This window comes from Pseudomonas sp. LB3P58 (assembly GCF_054897895.1).
In genome coordinates, this window is the sequence record NZ_JBUBVE010000001.1 from 1752130 (window position 1) to 1767969 (window position 15840).

The window sequence follows — 15840 nt, forward strand, 5'->3', positions numbered from 1 at the left end:
TTCACGCCTCAGCCCGCGACAGCGAAGGCGGCTGAGGGTTTTGCGGTGGTGGTGTAGGTGCCGTCGAGGTAGACCAGGGGGGTGATCGCTTCGCTGGTGTGGATTTGCAGGATGCGCCCGATGAAGACGGTGTGGGTGCCGTAGCTGAAGTGGCCGTCTTGCCGGCAGAGGATTGCCGATTGGGCGTCTCCCAGGTAGGGAATGCCGCCGGCACTGGTCAGCCAGTTGCCTCGGTCGAATCGTGCTTCGCCTTTGATTGCGCCGCTGCACAGGTGGGCGAGGTCTTGTTGTTCGACGCCGAGGATGTTGACGCAGAAGTCTGCGCCGGTCGCCAGTGCGGCGTGGGGGGAGGCGGTTTTGTTGATGCAGATGAGTAGTGATGGGGGTTCGGTGCTGAGGGAGTCGACTGCCGTGGCGGCCATGGCGAAGCGCTCGGAGCCGTTACTGGTGCTGATTATGGTGACTGACTTGGCCAGGCGGCGCATGGCCTGGAGCATGTCGGCTTTCAGATTGATGTCGTTCATCGCACTTGCCCTTTCGTTGTGCATGGAGTGCGATGGATTCTTGCTCTGACGCCCCTCTGTAACATCGTCCGAGGGGACTAGGCCTTGGCGGCCTCTGGGCCGACCAGGCTCTTGTTGGTTGTGTACATATCCATTTCTTCGGTGATGGCGGCTGACGGTTTCGCCCTTACGGCGACTCACTTTTTTTCAAACGCCAAAAATAAGTAAGCAAAAAAAGGCTCGCCCCGAGCGTCCGGCCCCTCGCTTAGGCTCGGCGTTCCTTCGTTCCGGTATCCATCCGGGGACACTGCCCTCCGGTCTGCTTCGCTACGACCTACATGCAGCGTGTTCGACTGCGTCGAACGGCGCTGCGCGCCACTCCCCGGATGCACACCTCCACTCAGCCTCCCGATGGGGCGGGTGGATCAAGATCAAGAGCTGCAGGCGAGCTAACGCTCGGCCTGTTGAGTGGTGAGGAGCGAAAGGCGAAAGGCGAGCACCGATCCCCGATCCCCTGTGGGAGCGAGCCTGCTCGCGATGGCGGTCTATCTGCCAGCCAATCTCTCAGGGTTGACTCAACGACTTCAGGAATTACCGGAGGCTGCATTCTTTCGCTCTTCTCTTAGGCGCATGGTCCGTTTGAGGGATGCCCACCGCCCCACGCATTGCTTGAATGCCGCTGTGGAGGCGAGCACCACCGGTGCTGCATCCGCCCCGCTGCACGCGCGCCCCGGCGGATGGGGTGAACAGAGGAGAACAATAAAAATGCTCAACCAAGACCTGATTCGCCAGCGTCTGAGCCAACGTGCCCGCGAGCTGGTGCCGATCCTGCGTGAGCGCGCCCAGAACGCCGCGCAAGCCGGCCAGTTGCCTGAAGAGACCCTGAAGGATTTCCACGACGCCGGGTTCTTTCGCATCCTTCAGCCATCACGCTGGGAAGGTTATGAACTGGAGCCCAGGGACTTCTTCGAGGTGCAGATGACCCTTGCTGAAGGGTGCATGTCTTCGGCCTGGGTGCTGGGGGTGGTGGCGATCCATAACTGGCAACTGGCGCTGTTCGATGACCGTGCGGCACAGGATGTCTGGGGCGCCGATTCCAGTGTGCTGATCTCTTCTTCCTATATGCCGGTGGGCAAGGTCGAGCGGATCGAGGGTGGTTTCAAGCTGAGCGGGCGCTGGGGGTTTTCTTCCGGCAGCAAGCATTGCGACTGGGTGTTCCTGGGGGCGTTGGTGCCACCGGAGGAGGCGGGCGGGGCGCCGGATTACCGGACTTTCCTGGTGCCGCGCAGCGACTATCAGGTGCTCGACAACTGGAATGTCATGGGCCTGGAAGCCACCGGTTCCCACGACATCCTGGTGGAGAACGCCTTCGTTCCGGAGTACCGCACTCATCGGGCGTTCGACGGTTTCATGCAGGACAGTCCGGGTAACGCAGTGAACACCGCGTCGCTGTTTCGCCTGCCATTTGGGCAGATTTTTGTGCGGGCGGTGTCGTCCTCGGCCATTGGTGCCCTGCAAGGCGCGGTGGATCAGTTTGTCGAGCACAACCGCGCGCGGGTCGGGGTCAACGACGGTCGCAAAATGGTTCAGGACCCGGCCGCGCAATCCGCGCTGGCCAACGCCATGGTCTGCGTCGACGAGTGCAAAACTGTCCTGCTGCGCAACTTCGCTCTGATGATGCAACGGGCCCAAAGCGCAGAGCCGTTGAGCATGCCCGAGCGGGTGAAGATGCGTTACGACTCGGCGCTGGTGGCCGACAAGTGCGCCAAAGCGGTTGCCGACCTGATGTTCAACAGCGGCGCCTCGACCATCTTCCGCAGCCACGCAATCAACCGGGCATTCCGCGACATTCACACCGGCCGCGCCCACGTCGCGAACAACCCGGCCAAGTACGCCTGGAATCTCGGCGGGGTCAGCATGGGCCAGGACAGTAGCGACTTTTTTCTCTGACTTTCCCTTTGAGTCAGCTAGTCCGTTTGCGTGATTCGAGCGCCCCGTCGATGCCCGAGCATGGGGGCAAGGCACAGGTCTCTGGCGCCGACTGCGCATCCAATAAACACAAGGATCAACCATGAAATTTTCACTGATTTACGAAGCCCAGACGGTGGACTCCAGCCGCGAAGGCGACCGCAAGATTTTCGAAGATACCGTCGAGCAAGCTGTGCTGGCCGACAAGCTTGGCTTCGACACCTTCTGGTGCGTAGAACACACGGCGCTGAGCAACTACTCGCACATGTCCGCGCCGGAAACCATGCTGGCCTTCGTCGCTGGCAAAACCGAACGCATCGGCATTGGCCATGGCGTGGTCTGCTTGCCGCCAGCGATGAACCACCCGGTGAAAGTCGCGGAACGCATCGCGACCCTCGACCTGTTGTCCAAGGGCCGGGTGCATTTTGGCGTCGGCAAGGGTGGCACCCAGCAGGAGGCCGGCACCTTTGGTTATGACCTGGCCACGTTGCAGCCGCAGATCGACGAGATGATGTACCTGATCCCGAAAATGTTCGTGCAGGACGAAATAGAACACAACGGCGACTTCGTGCAGATTCCTAAACGGCCGATCCATCCCAAGCCTTATCAAGACCCGCACCCGCCGATGTACCTGGCCTGCACCAATACCGAGTCGCTGAAAAAGGCTGGTGGTCGCGCAATGGGTGCATTGGTGCTGGGCTTCGGTGGCCCGGAAGAAATTGCCAAGAAGGTCGAGGTCTATCACGAAGCCTTTGATAACCGCGATGAGAAGCAGCAGGTGGGCTTCCGCCCCAACCGCCACATTGCCGCGCTGTGCCCGGCCATCGTGCTTGAAGACAACGAAGAGGCGCGCCGCATTGGCATTCGTGGCCAGCGTTACTTCATGGAATCGTTGGGCTATTGGTACGGCGGTGGTGAGCGCCCGGACCCGGAGAAGTGGAAGGACGACACCTTCGTCGATGGTAACGGCCAGAGCGTGATCAAGTCGCGCTTCGCCTCGGAAGAAGTCAGCGTCGATTTCTCCGACCCGACCATGGCGATGATGAACCCCAACCACGCCTACGGCACCGTCGAGGATTGCATCGGTTACGTGCAGCGCCTGATCGACGCCGGCGCCGACGAAATCCTGTTCATCTGCCAGATGGGCACCGTGCCGCAATGGGCGCAACTGGAGACCCTGCGCAACATTGGCGAGAAAGTGATCCCGCATTTCCGCAAGGCTTAAAACCCGTCACTTAAGCATCTGAACACCCCATCACCCCTGTGGGAGCGGGCTTGCTCGCGAAGGCGGTCTTACATTCAACATCAATGTTGACTGATATGGCCTCTTCGCGAGCAAGCCCGCTCCCACATGTTTTTATGCCCGCCCCAATCATTTCCGCTAGTCCCATTGGACGATGTTCCCCCCGCTCAAACCCGCTTGAATAGCCCTGCATAAAGTCTCCCCCGGCAGCCGCCGAGTGCGGCGGGGCCTTAGAAAAAGAACGAGGAGTGCATCCATGGATATCCGTGGTCTGGGTTACGTCACCCTGTTATCCAGCGACCTGGCGCAATGGCGTCAGTACGCAAGCCAGGTGCTGGGCATGATGGTGGTCGGCAGCGACGACGATGAGCGGCTGTACCTGAAAATGGACGAGCGCCATTACCGCATTCTGGTGGAGAAAAGCACTGAGAACGGCTTCGGTGCGTGCGGCTGGGAAGTGCCTGGCAAAGCGGCGCTTGAACACGCGGTCAGCGTTCTGGAACAAGCCGATGTTCAAGTTACCCGCGGCACCGTGGCCCAGGCCGAGGTTCGCAAGGTCCAGGAGCTGGTGCACTTCAGCGACCCGGATGGCAATCGCCACGAACTGTTCTGGGGCCCGTTGCAGGACTTCGCGCGCTTCGTCTCGCCGGTCGGGGTCAAGGGTTTCGTCACCAACGAATTGGGCATGGGTCACGTGGTACTGCCGGCGCCGAGCTTTGAGCGTTGCCGGGATTTCTACGAGCAAGTGCTCGGTTTCGGTCTGTCCGACCTGATGAAAGTCCGCTTCACCCCGGACCCGGCCGAGCCGCAAAAGCGCATCCACTTCCTGCACTGCAACAACGGCCGCCACCACTCGCTGGCGATTTTCGAGTGCCCGATGCCCCACGGCTGCGTGCACATGATGGTCGAGGTCAACGCGCTGGATGAAGTCGGTCGAGCGCTGGACCGGGTGCACGCCAACGGCGTGAAGCTGTCGGCCACCCTCGGTCAGCACACCAACGATCAGATGATCTCGTTCTACATCAAGACGCCGTCCGGGTTTGACCTGGAGTACGGCTGCGATGGCCTGGTGGTGGATTGGGATCGCCACACACCTTTTGAAAGCACCGTGGTCAGCCACTGGGGCCACGACTTCAGTGTCGGTCGCCAATGAGGACGATGACGATGGACAAGCGAATGACCACGGCCGAGATGGTCGGCCAACTGCGTGACGGCATGACCATCGGCATCGGTGGCTGGGGGCCGCGGCGCAAACCCATGGCTCTGGTGCGGGAGATTCTGCGCTCGGACCTCAAGGACCTCACCGTGGTCGCCTACGGTGGCGCGGATGTCGGCACGCTCTGCGCGGCCGGCAAAATCAAGAAGCTGGTATTCGCCTTTGTTTCCCTGGATTTCATTCCACTGGAACCGTACTTCCGCAAGGCCCGCCAAGAGGCGGCGCTGGAGGTGATGGAGATCGACGAAGGCATGCTCCTGCTCGGTCTGCGGGCCGCAGCGATGAATGTGCCGTTTATTCCGACGGCGGTAGGCCTGGGCACGGATGTGCTGCGGCACAACCCGCAGATAAAAATGATCGCCTCGCCCTATGCCGACGGCAAGGACTGGGTTGCCATGCCGGCGCTCAAACTCGATGCGGCGCTGATTCACGTCGACCGTGCCGATGCGCGCGGTGTCTGCCAGATCAGCGGCCCCGATCACTACATGGACGACCTGTTCGTGCGTGCCGCGACTCACAGCTACGTGACCTGCGATGAACTGGTGGACAGCGAGTATTTCCACGCCGATGCCGGGCAAGCACATCAAGTGTTCTGGGAACGCAACCTGACCACCGCCGTAGCCCACGTGCCGGGCGGCGCGCATCCGTCTTCCTGCGCGCCGTTGTACGGTTTCGACGTGGCGCACTTCAAGGCTTACAACGCTTCAGCCCAGGCCGTCGATGGCTGGCAGGGCTACGTCCGGGACTACGTCGACCGCACCCACGAACAGTACCTGGAAAAGGTCGGCGGTCTGGCTGCGATCCGCCAACTGCCGTTGCCGATTTTTTAAGGGAGCCTTGCGATGAGCACTACCACTTACAGCCTCGCCGAACTGATGATCTGCGCCGCCTCCGAAGCCTGGCGCGACGATGGCGAGGTGTTGGCCAGCGGCATCGGCGTGATCCCACGCCTCGCCGCGTCACTGGCCATGCTCAGCAGCAATCCGCAGCTGCTGATGACCGACTCCGAAGCCTACATGGTCGCCGAACCGGTGCCGTTGGGCGCGCGCAACGGTTATCAACCCAAGCGCGACAGCTGGATGGGTTTCTCGCGGATTTTCGACAATGTCTGGGGCGGCAAGCGCCATGCGCTGGTCGGCCCGACCCAGATTGACCGCTTCGGCCAGGCCAACATTTCCTGCATTGGCGATTACGCCAAACCCAAGGCGCAAATGCTCGGCGTACGCGGTTTTCCCGGCAACTCCATCAGCCACGCCAACTCCTTTTGCGTGCCCAGCCACAACCGTCGGGTGTTCGTCGAAGGCGAGGTCGATATGGTCGCCTCGGTTGGCTACAACCCGGCGCGTCTGGCGCGCGGCTGGTCGCTGGACGAGATCGATATCCGCCTGATCATCACTGACCTCTGCGTGCTGGATTTCCTGGGCCCGCAGCGGCAAATGCGGATTCGCTCGCTGCACCCCGGCGTGACGGTGGCCGAGGTTCAGGACAACACCGGATTTGCCCTGCATGTGCCGCAAGACTGCCCGACCACGGCTGCCCCGACCGTCGAACAATTGCAGCTGATCCAGCGCCTGGACCCGCACAACCTGCGTGCCAGCCAGCTCAAAGACAACCCGCCAGGCCAACGCTGAGCGCCCCCGTTTCGGAGAAAAGTGATGGCTGAACATAACGACAAGAACGAGGCCGACGTGGTGTTGTACGAAGTGCGCGGCGCGGTGGCCCTGGTCACCATGAACCGCCCCGAGTACCACAACGCGCAGAACTCGCAGATGACCTACGCGCTGGACGCGGCGTTTCGCCGGGCCTGCGATGACGATGAGGTGAAAGTCATCGTGCTGTGTGGCGCCGGCAAGCATTTCTCCGCCGGGCATGACATCGGCACGCCGGGTCGCGACGTCGATCAGACCTTCGACCGCGCGAGCCTTTGGTACGACCACACCAACAAACCGGGCGGCGAATTTCTCTACGCCCGAGAGCAGGAAGTCTATCTGGGCATGTGCCGCCGCTGGCGCGAAATGCCCAAGCCAACCATCGCCATGGTTCAGGGGGCGTGCATCGCGGGCGGGCTGATGCTGGCCTGGGTGTGCGACCTGATCGTCGCCAGTGAGGATTCATACTTCGCGGATCCGGTGGTGCGTATGGGCATTCCCGGGGTCGAGTATTTCGCCCATGTGCATGAGCTGAACCCGCGCATCGCCAAGGAGTTTCTGTTCCTCGGCGAGCGCATGCCGGCGGCGCGCGCCTACCAGATGGGCATGCTCAATCGGGTGGTTGCCCACGATCTGCTGGAACAGGAAACCCTCGACATCGCCGGACGCGTCGCACAGATGCCGCGCCTCGGTCTGCAATTGAGCAAGCAGGCAGTCAACAACGCCGAAGACCTGATGGGCAAGCGCGCGACCATGGACATGGTGTTTGGTCTGCATCACTTCGCCCATGCGCACAATGAGCTGGTGTCGGGTGACCGACTCGGCGGATATGACGCCAAGGCCATGGCCCGTTCGCAACGCACCTCGGGCGGGGCGTGAGCATGGCGATCTCTTTGAATACCCGTCTGACCGAATTGCTCGGCTGTCGTTATCCGATCATCCAGACCGCAATGGGCTGGGTCGCCGACCCGAAACTGGTGGCGGCCACCGGCAATGCCGGCGGCTTCGGTTTTCTCGCCGGGGCAACCATCGAGCCGCAGCGGATGGAGGCAGCAATCCTCGAAACCCGGCGTCTGACCGATCAGCCTTTCGGGGTCAATTTTCATATGTACCAGGCCAACGCCGCAGAGATCGTCGAGCTGGTGCTACGCCACAACGTCAGGGCGGTCAGCTATAGCCGTTCGCCCGGCAAGCAAATGATCAGCCGTCTGAAGGATGCCGGCGTGGTGTGCATCCCCACGGTCGGTGCCCTGAAGCACGCGCAAAAAGCCGTGGAAATGGGTGCCGATGCGGTCACCGTACAGGGCGGCGAGGGCGGCGGGCATACCGGCTCGGTGCCGACTTCGTTGCTGCTCGATCAAGTGGTCAACGCGGTCTCGGTGCCCGTGGTGGCAGCCGGTGGTTTCAAGGATGGTAAAGGCCTGGTCTCGGCCCTGGCCTACGGAGCCGAAGGCATCGCCATGGGCACGCGCTTTCTGATGTGCGCCGACAGTCCGGTGCCGCAGGCGACCCTGTCGCGTTACCTCGCGGTCAACGACCCGGCGGCGATCATCATCAGTCGCGCCATCGACGGGATGCCGCAACGGATGATTCGCAACGAATTGCTCAACCAGCTTGAAGCCAGTGGTGGTCTCAAACGTTTGTTGTTGGCATTCCAGAGTGGCTTGGCGTACCGCCGCCACAGTGGCATGAGCCTGACGCAACTGCTCGGCAGCGTTTTGAAAATGCGCGGCAGCGGTGAGCTGACGGCCGCCCAAAGCATCATGGCCGCCAACGCGCCGATGGTGATCCAGAAAGCCATGGTCGACGGGTTACCCGCCGAAGGTGTACTGCCCGCCGGCCAGATCGCCGCGTCCATCGACAGCTTGCCAAGCTGCGCCCAATTGATTGAGCAGATCGTCCGCGACGCCGAAGCGCGTCTGGGCGAGCTGTGCCGCCGTGTGTCGTGAAGGGGAAAGGCATGAAACCATTTAGCGTCAGTATCGATAACGGCATCGCCGAACTGGTGTTCAACCAGCCACCGGTCAACGCCTTCAATTGCCAGGGCTGGGCCGATATCGCCAGCGAGATTGAAGGCCTCGGTCGCGACGCCAGCGTGCGGGTGATCGTGATTCGGGCCGAAGGGCGCGGATTCTGTGCCGGGGTCGACATCAAGGAACTGGCCGCCGACGGCAACCTGATCGTGGCGGTGAACAAAGGCAACTACGACAGCTTCAAGGCGATCCACCGCAATCCGAAACCGGTGATCGTCGCCGTACACGGCTTCGTCCTCGGCGGTGGCATCGGCATCTGCGGCGCGGCCGACATTCTGGTGGCCTCCGAGTGCGCCAGTTTCGGCGTGCCCGAGGTCGATCGCGGTGCCATGGGCGGCGGCGCGCATTTACAGCGGCTGTTCCCGGTGCAGAAAGTCCGTCACATGTACTTCACCGGCGAAATGATCGACGCCGCCGAGGCCTGGCGCCTGGGTGCAGTAGAGCGTGTGGTCAAGCGCGAGGACTTGCGTGAGGCCGCGCTGCAGATCGCCCGCACCATCGCCGCCAAGAGCCCGGCCATGATCAGCCTCGCCAAAGAAGCGCTGAGCGGTATCGAAGACGGCAATCTGGAAGACAAATATCGCTGGGAGCAGGGCTTCACGCTCGAGGCCTATCGCTCACTGGACTCACAGGAAGCACGCGACTCGTTCGTCGAGAAGCGCGATGCCCACTTCAACGGCTGAAGGCACTCTCATGGACCTGACATACACCCCGGCCCAGCAGGCCTTTCGCGCCGAGGCGCGAACCTGGCTGACGGCCAATGTACCCGGTGAACCGCTGCAATCGTTCGACACCGAGCAAGGCTTTGCCGAGCACCGTACCTGGGAAAACCGGCTTAACGACGGTCGCTGGGGCATGGTCACCTGGCCGATCGATCTCGGCGGGCGCGGTTGCGACTTGATCGAGTGGTTGATCTTCGAGGAGGAGTACTACCGCTCTGGCGCGCCTGCACGGGTTAACCAGAACGGCATCTTCCTGCTCGGCCCGACGCTGATGGAATATGGCAGCGAGGAACAGAAGGCGCGCTTTCTGCCACGCATGGCCACTGGCGAAGACATCTGGGCCCAGGCCTGGTCCGAACCGGGCGCGGGTTCCGACATGGCGGCGATCCGCTCGCGCGCCGAACGGGTCGGCGACCACTATGTGATCAACGGCCAGAAAACCTGGTCGACTCGCGCCGTGTGGGCCGACTGGGTGTTCGGTATCTTCCGCACCGACCCCCATTCGCAGCGCCATCAGGGCCTGACGTTTATTCTGCTACCGCTCGACAGTCCGGGGATCACGGTACGACCGATTCCTCAGCTCAATGGCTTGCCCGGGTTCGCCGAGATTTTCTTCGACGACGTCAAGGTTCCGGTGGAAAACGCGCTGGGCGGCGAGGGCATGGGTTGGCATGTGGCGATGTCCACCGCCGGGTTCGAGCGCGGTTTGCTGCTGCGCTCACCCGCACGTTTTCAGGAAACCGCTCGGCGACTGGTGCAGCTGTACCAGGCCAACCGCGAGCAGGCCGACCGCGACCCGGCCATTGGCGAGTCGGTGATGCGCGCCTGGCTGGACGCCGAGGCTTACACCCTGAGCACCTACATGACCGCCTCGAAACTGGTGCAGGGCGGCAAGATCGGGCCAGAGTCTTCGACCAACAAAATCTTCTGGTCGGAACTCGATCAGCGCATGCACGACACCGCCATGAGCATTCTCGGCTTGCGTGGCGAGCTGCTGCCCGAAGCACCTGCTGCGGGCGATGTCGGCCATTGGCTGGAAGGTTTTCTGTTTGCCCAGGCCGGGCCGATCTATGCCGGCACCAACGAGATCCAGCGCAACATCATTGCCGAACGCATGCTCGGCATGCCGCGTGCCTGAGGAATAGACCATGGACTTTAGTTTCAGCCGCGACCAATTGCTGTTCCAGGACAACGTCAGAAGTTTTCTGATCAACGAGGTCACCCCGGAACGCATTCGCGAGTTGTGGCTCAGCGACAGCGGGCGCAGCGATCAGCTCTGGGCCCAATTGGTGGAGTTGGGCCTGACGGCGCTGACCGTTCCCGAAGAGCAAGACGGGATGGGCATGAATGAATTGGACTTCATTCTGCTCGCTCAGGAATGTGGTTATGCCGGCCTGCCCGAACCATTGGTGGAGACGATGCTGATCGGCGTGCCGTTGCTCGCCGCCCTTGATGAAAGCCACGCGGCACTCAAACAGCACTGGCTGGCGCGCGTCGCTGAAGGCCGTGCACGGTTGGCGATTGCCGAACCGGGTAACCCGCTGGTCAGCGATGCTCATGTCGCCGATTTGCTGTTATTGGCTCATGGCGATGAGGTGCATGCGGTCGAACCTGGCGCGGTGCGCCTGACCCGCAATGTATCGGTCGATCCCAGTCGTCAGCTGTTTCAGGTCGACTGGACGCCAACGCCCGCCACCTGCGTGGCCGCTGGCGAACAGGGGCGGCGCTTGTGGGCCGCCGCGTTTAATCGTGGCGCGCTGGGCTGTGCCGCGCAAATGCTGGGGCTGGCCAAGCGCATGGTCGACCTCGCGGTGGATTACACCTTTGAGCGCAAACAGTTCGGCAAACCGGTGGGTTCGTTTCAGGCGGTCAAGCATTTGATGGCCAACGTCGCGGTGCAGATCGAGTTTGCCAAAGGGCCGCTGTATCGCGCCGCCTACGCAGTGGCCGAGCAGCAACCGGGGCAAGACGTGCTGGTGTCCCACGCCAAACTGGCGACGGCGGAAGCGGCGATGCTGGCCGCAAAAAACACCATTCAGGCCCATGGCGCCATGGGTTACACCTGGGAAGTCGACCTGCACTTGTTCATGAAACGCGCCTGGGCGCTGGACAAGGTTTGGGGTGATCGCGGCCATCATAAAGGGCGGATCCGAGCGGCCTTGTTCGACGGCAATCCAGCACTGGGTGCTGGCAAAACTTTCTGACGGCGACTGTGCCTGACGTCAACATTTACCCCGAGGTACACCATGCCTGAAGCCTATATTGTCGACGCCCTGCGCACTCCAACCGGGCGGCGCAAAGGTGGTTTGAGCCAGATTCACGCCGCCGATCTGGGCGCCCACGTCTTGCGTGCGCTGGTCGAGCGCAACGACATCCCCGATGACGATTACGACGACGTGATCTTCGGCTGTGTCGACACCATCGGACCGCTGGCCGGGGACATTGCCCGCACCTGTTGGCTGGCCGCGGGCCTGTCGCATGCGGTACCCGGCACCACCATCGATCGTCAGTGCGGTTCGTCCCAGCAAGCGGTGCACTTTGCCGCCCAAGCGGTGATGAGCGGCACCCAGGATGTGGTCGTCGCCGGCGGCGTGCAAACCATGACCCAGATTCCAATTTCCTCAGCCATGATCGCTGCCGAACCACTGGGCTTCAGTGATCCGTACAGCGGCTCCGAAGGTTGGGTCCGGCGCTATGGCGCACAACCGCCGACTCAATTCCGTTCGGCGCAGATGATTGCCGAGAAGTGGGGGTTGTCCCGCGAACAACTGGAAGCCTATTCACTGGAGTCCCATCAGCGGGCATTGCGGGCCATCGAGCAAGGGCGGTTCAACCGGGAAATCGTGCCACTGGCCGGAGTTCTGCACGACGAAACGCCGCGCCAGACCAGCCTGGCGAAAATGGCCGAACTGGACGTGCTGTTTGGCTGCGACCGGGTGACCGCAGCAGTGTCCAGCCAGACCTGCGACGCGGCCAGCGCGATGCTGATCGTTTCTGAAGCGGCACTCAAACGCTACGGGCTGACACCGCGCGCGCGTATCCACCACCTCAGCGTACGCGCCGAAGACCCGATCTGGATGCTCACCGCTCCCATCCCGGCCACCGCTTATGCACTCAAGCGAGCCGGGATGAAGCTGGAAGACATCGACCGGGTGGAGATCAACGAAGCCTTCGCCTCGGTGGCCATGGCCTGGCTCAAGGAGACGGGTTATCCCCATGAACAGACCAACGTCAACGGCGGGGCGATTGCCCTCGGCCATCCGCTGGGCGCCACCGGCACCCGGTTGATGTGCACGCTGTTGCATGAACTGGAGCGCAGCGGGGGACGCTTCGGTTTGCAGACCATGTGCGAAGGCGGCGGCCAGGCCAACGTGACGATTATCGAACGCTTGTAAGCGATGTATTTGAAGGGAGCAGGAACATGAAAATCTGTGAGAACCGCGTAGTGATCATCACCGGTGCCGGCGGTGGTCTGGGCCGGGCCTACGCGCGGGCCTTCGCTGCCGAAGGCGCTAAAGTGGTGGTCAACGATATCAATCGTGAAGCGGCGCTGGTCGTGGTCGGCGAAATTCTCGGGCAGGGTGGAAGCGCCGTGGCCAACAGCAACGACATCACCCGCTACGACGATGCGGCGTTGATCGTGCGCCAGGCCATCGAAACCTTCGGCGGCCTGGACGTGGTGGTCAACAACGCCGGCATCTGCCGCGACCGCATGTTCGCCAGCCTCACTGAAGCCGACTGGGATGCGGTGGTGGCCGTGCACCTCAAAGGCCACTTCTGTATCGCCAGCCACGCCGCGCGTTACTGGCGCGAGAAGGCCAAGGGTGGTACGCAGCTGAGTGCGCGGATCATCAACACCAGTTCCGGGGCCGGTTTGCAGGGCTCCATCGGTCAATCCAACTATGCCGCTGCCAAGGCCGGCATCGCTGCGTTGACGCTGGTGCAGGCGGCCGAACTGGGCCGCTATGGCATAACCGTCAACGCCCTGGCCCCGGCCGCGCGCACCGGCATGACCGAGCAAGTGTTCGCCGATAGCATGAAAAAACCCGAAGAGGGCTTCGACTACTTCGCTCCGGAAAACGTTGCGCCGTTGGTGGTCTGGCTCGGCTCGCAAGCGTCCAGTGCGGTGAACGGGCAGATGTTCGAAGTCGAGGGCGGCAAGTTGTCTATTGCCGACGGCTGGCGTAGAGGTCCGGAACTGGACAGGCAAGGGCGTTGGGCGGTGGGTGAGGTGGGGCAGGCGGTAGAGCAATTGATGGCCCGGGCGGTGCCGGCGGCGAAAGTGTATGGCAGCTGATTGGGCCGCCCTCTATATAGAAGGATTCGTTTTGCTCTTCTATATAGAGGAGAAACGGGCTGTTTTCCGGCGTTCTGCACGTGATTGATAGAAAAACATAATTAAGGGTTGACGGCAGATTCTGGAAGTCTATAATTCGCCCCACTTCCGGCGCAGTCGAAACGGAAAACTCCTTGGTAAACAATGAGTTACGCAGTTTTCGACAGCGAGTTGCTTCAGCTCATCGAAGCCCAGAAGGAGTCGGTCAGGCAGGGTGGTTTAGCTTGATTGACGATTCGATCTTCTCGGTCGAAAGCGGAACAAAAGAGGTGTTGACAGCAGCGACTAACGCTGTAGAATTCGCCTCCCGCTAACGAGAGATCGCAAGCGCAAGTGGTTGAAGTTGCAAAGGAAACTTTGAAAACTTCGGAAAATAACCGCTTGACAGCAACAGAGGCTGCTGTAGAATGCGCGCCTCGGTTGAGACGAAAGATCTTAACCAACCGCTCTTTAACAACTGAATCAAGCAATTCGTGTGGGTGCTTGTGGGGTCAGACTGATAGTCAACAAGATTATCAGCATCACAAGTTACTCCGCGAGAAATCAAAGATGTAACCAACGATTGCTGAGCCAAGTTTAGGGTTTCTTAAAAACCCAAAGATGTTTGAACTGAAGAGTTTGATCATGGCTCAGATTGAACGCTGGCGGCAGGCCTAACACATGCAAGTCGAGCGGCAGCACGGGTACTTGTACCTGGTGGCGAGCGGCGGACGGGTGAGTAATGCCTAGGAATCTGCCTGGTAGTGGGGGATAACGCTCGGAAACGGACGCTAATACCGCATACGTCCTACGGGAGAAAGCAGGGGACCTTCGGGCCTTGCGCTATCAGATGAGCCTAGGTCGGATTAGCTAGTTGGTGAGGTAATGGCTCACCAAGGCGACGATCCGTAACTGGTCTGAGAGGATGATCAGTCACACTGGAACTGAGACACGGTCCAGACTCCTACGGGAGGCAGCAGTGGGGAATATTGGACAATGGGCGAAAGCCTGATCCAGCCATGCCGCGTGTGTGAAGAAGGTCTTCGGATTGTAAAGCACTTTAAGTTGGGAGGAAGGGCATTAACCTAATACGTTGGTGTCTTGACGTTACCGACAGAATAAGCACCGGCTAACTCTGTGCCAGCAGCCGCGGTAATACAGAGGGTGCAAGCGTTAATCGGAATTACTGGGCGTAAAGCGCGCGTAGGTGGTTTGTTAAGTTGGATGTGAAATCCCCGGGCTCAACCTGGGAACTGCATTCAAAACTGACAAGCTAGAGTATGGTAGAGGGTGGTGGAATTTCCTGTGTAGCGGTGAAATGCGTAGATATAGGAAGGAACACCAGTGGCGAAGGCGACCACCTGGACTGATACTGACACTGAGGTGCGAAAGCGTGGGGAGCAAACAGGATTAGATACCCTGGTAGTCCACGCCGTAAACGATGTCAACTAGCCGTTGGGAGCCTTGAGCTCTTAGTGGCGCAGCTAACGCATTAAGTTGACCGCCTGGGGAGTACGGCCGCAAGGTTAAAACTCAAATGAATTGACGGGGGCCCGCACAAGCGGTGGAGCATGTGGTTTAATTCGAAGCAACGCGAAGAACCTTACCAGGCCTTGACATCCAATGAACTTTCCAGAGATGGATTGGTGCCTTCGGGAGCATTGAGACAGGTGCTGCATGGCTGTCGTCAGCTCGTGTCGTGAGATGTTGGGTTAAGTCCCGTAACGAGCGCAACCCTTGTCCTTAGTTACCAGCACGTAATGGTGGGCACTCTAAGGAGACTGCCGGTGACAAACCGGAGGAAGGTGGGGATGACGTCAAGTCATCATGGCCCTTACGGCCTGGGCTACACACGTGCTACAATGGTCGGTACAGAGGGTTGCCAAGCCGCGAGGTGGAGCTAATCCCAGAAAACCGATCGTAGTCCGGATCGCAGTCTGCAACTCGACTGCGTGAAGTCGGAATCGCTAGTAATCGCGAATCAGAATGTCGCGGTGAATACGTTCCCGGGCCTTGTACACACCGCCCGTCACACCATGGGAGTGGGTTGCACCAGAAGTAGCTAGTCTAACCTTCGGGAGGACGGTTACCACGGTGTGATTCATGACTGGGGTGAAGTCGTAACAAGGTAGCCGTAGGGGAACCTGCGGCTGGATCACCTCCTTAATCGACGACATCAGCTGCTCCATAA

13 protein-coding genes and 1 rRNA gene are annotated in these 15840 nt (G+C 60.8%); 13 read left to right on the forward strand and 1 reads right to left on the reverse strand.

The features are described 5' to 3' along the window. Positions 1 to 8: 8 nt before the first annotated feature. Positions 9 to 524 carry a flavin reductase family protein gene (locus ACYZTZ_RS08195; RefSeq protein WP_056744756.1) on the reverse strand — a complete coding sequence of 172 codons (516 nt, stop codon included), beginning with the start codon at positions 522 to 524 and terminating at the stop codon, positions 9 to 11. A gap of 744 nt (positions 525 to 1268) precedes the next feature. On the opposite strand from ACYZTZ_RS08195, the gene ACYZTZ_RS08200 reads away from it, so the two are divergent. The 13 genes from ACYZTZ_RS08200 (at position 1269) to ACYZTZ_RS08260 (ending at position 15815) form a co-directional block, all read left to right on the forward strand. Continuing rightward, on the forward strand, positions 1269 to 2453 hold the full coding sequence (locus tag ACYZTZ_RS08200; protein WP_461997782.1) for an acyl-CoA dehydrogenase family protein: 1185 nt from the start codon (positions 1269 to 1271) through the stop codon (positions 2451 to 2453). A 121-nt stretch (positions 2454 to 2574) separates the two neighbouring features. Beyond that, entirely contained in the window at positions 2575 to 3696 is a 1122-nt protein-coding gene (locus tag ACYZTZ_RS08205; protein ID WP_056745006.1) for an LLM class flavin-dependent oxidoreductase, read from the forward strand. 274 nt (positions 3697 to 3970) lie between these two features. Next, positions 3971 to 4867: a VOC family protein gene (locus ACYZTZ_RS08210; protein ID WP_415760044.1), complete on the forward strand. Its 897-nt coding sequence runs from the start codon at positions 3971 to 3973 to the stop codon at positions 4865 to 4867. Positions 4868 to 4878: 11 nt separating this feature from the next. Beyond that, positions 4879 to 5760: a CoA transferase subunit A gene (locus tag ACYZTZ_RS08215; RefSeq protein ID WP_461997783.1), complete on the forward strand. Its 882-nt coding sequence runs from the start codon at positions 4879 to 4881 to the stop codon at positions 5758 to 5760. 12 nt (positions 5761 to 5772) lie between these two features. Then, positions 5773 to 6561 carry a CoA-transferase subunit beta gene (locus ACYZTZ_RS08220; protein ID WP_461997784.1) on the forward strand — a complete coding sequence of 263 codons (789 nt, stop codon included), beginning with the start codon at positions 5773 to 5775 and terminating at the stop codon, positions 6559 to 6561. Positions 6562 to 6585: 24 nt separating this feature from the next. Then, positions 6586 to 7458 carry an enoyl-CoA hydratase gene (locus tag ACYZTZ_RS08225; protein ID WP_461997785.1) on the forward strand — a complete coding sequence of 291 codons (873 nt, stop codon included), beginning with the start codon at positions 6586 to 6588 and terminating at the stop codon, positions 7456 to 7458. Between the two features lie 2 nt (positions 7459 to 7460). After that, positions 7461 to 8528, forward strand: a complete 1068-nt coding sequence (locus ACYZTZ_RS08230; protein ID WP_461997786.1) for an NAD(P)H-dependent flavin oxidoreductase — start codon at positions 7461 to 7463, stop codon at positions 8526 to 8528. Between the two features lie 11 nt (positions 8529 to 8539). Then, positions 8540 to 9295 (forward strand): enoyl-CoA hydratase family protein, encoded by a 756-nt coding sequence (locus ACYZTZ_RS08235; protein WP_046049769.1) that lies wholly within the window; start codon positions 8540 to 8542, stop codon positions 9293 to 9295. Positions 9296 to 9305: 10 nt separating this feature from the next. Then, positions 9306 to 10472: an acyl-CoA dehydrogenase family protein gene (locus ACYZTZ_RS08240; protein ID WP_462000653.1), complete on the forward strand. Its 1167-nt coding sequence runs from the start codon at positions 9306 to 9308 to the stop codon at positions 10470 to 10472. A 10-nt stretch (positions 10473 to 10482) separates the two neighbouring features. Then, positions 10483 to 11538 (forward strand): acyl-CoA dehydrogenase family protein, encoded by a 1056-nt coding sequence (locus ACYZTZ_RS08245; protein WP_461997787.1) that lies wholly within the window; start codon positions 10483 to 10485, stop codon positions 11536 to 11538. 42 nt (positions 11539 to 11580) lie between these two features. Then, positions 11581 to 12729, forward strand: coding sequence for an acetyl-CoA C-acetyltransferase (locus ACYZTZ_RS08250; RefSeq protein ID WP_461997788.1), 1149 nt, complete (start codon positions 11581 to 11583; stop codon positions 12727 to 12729). A 26-nt stretch (positions 12730 to 12755) separates the two neighbouring features. After that, positions 12756 to 13631 carry an SDR family oxidoreductase gene (locus ACYZTZ_RS08255; protein WP_461997789.1) on the forward strand — a complete coding sequence of 292 codons (876 nt, stop codon included), beginning with the start codon at positions 12756 to 12758 and terminating at the stop codon, positions 13629 to 13631. 645 nt (positions 13632 to 14276) lie between these two features. Then, positions 14277 to 15815: ribosomal RNA gene (locus ACYZTZ_RS08260) — 16S ribosomal RNA — on the forward strand. Positions 15816 to 15840: the final 25 nt, after the last annotated feature.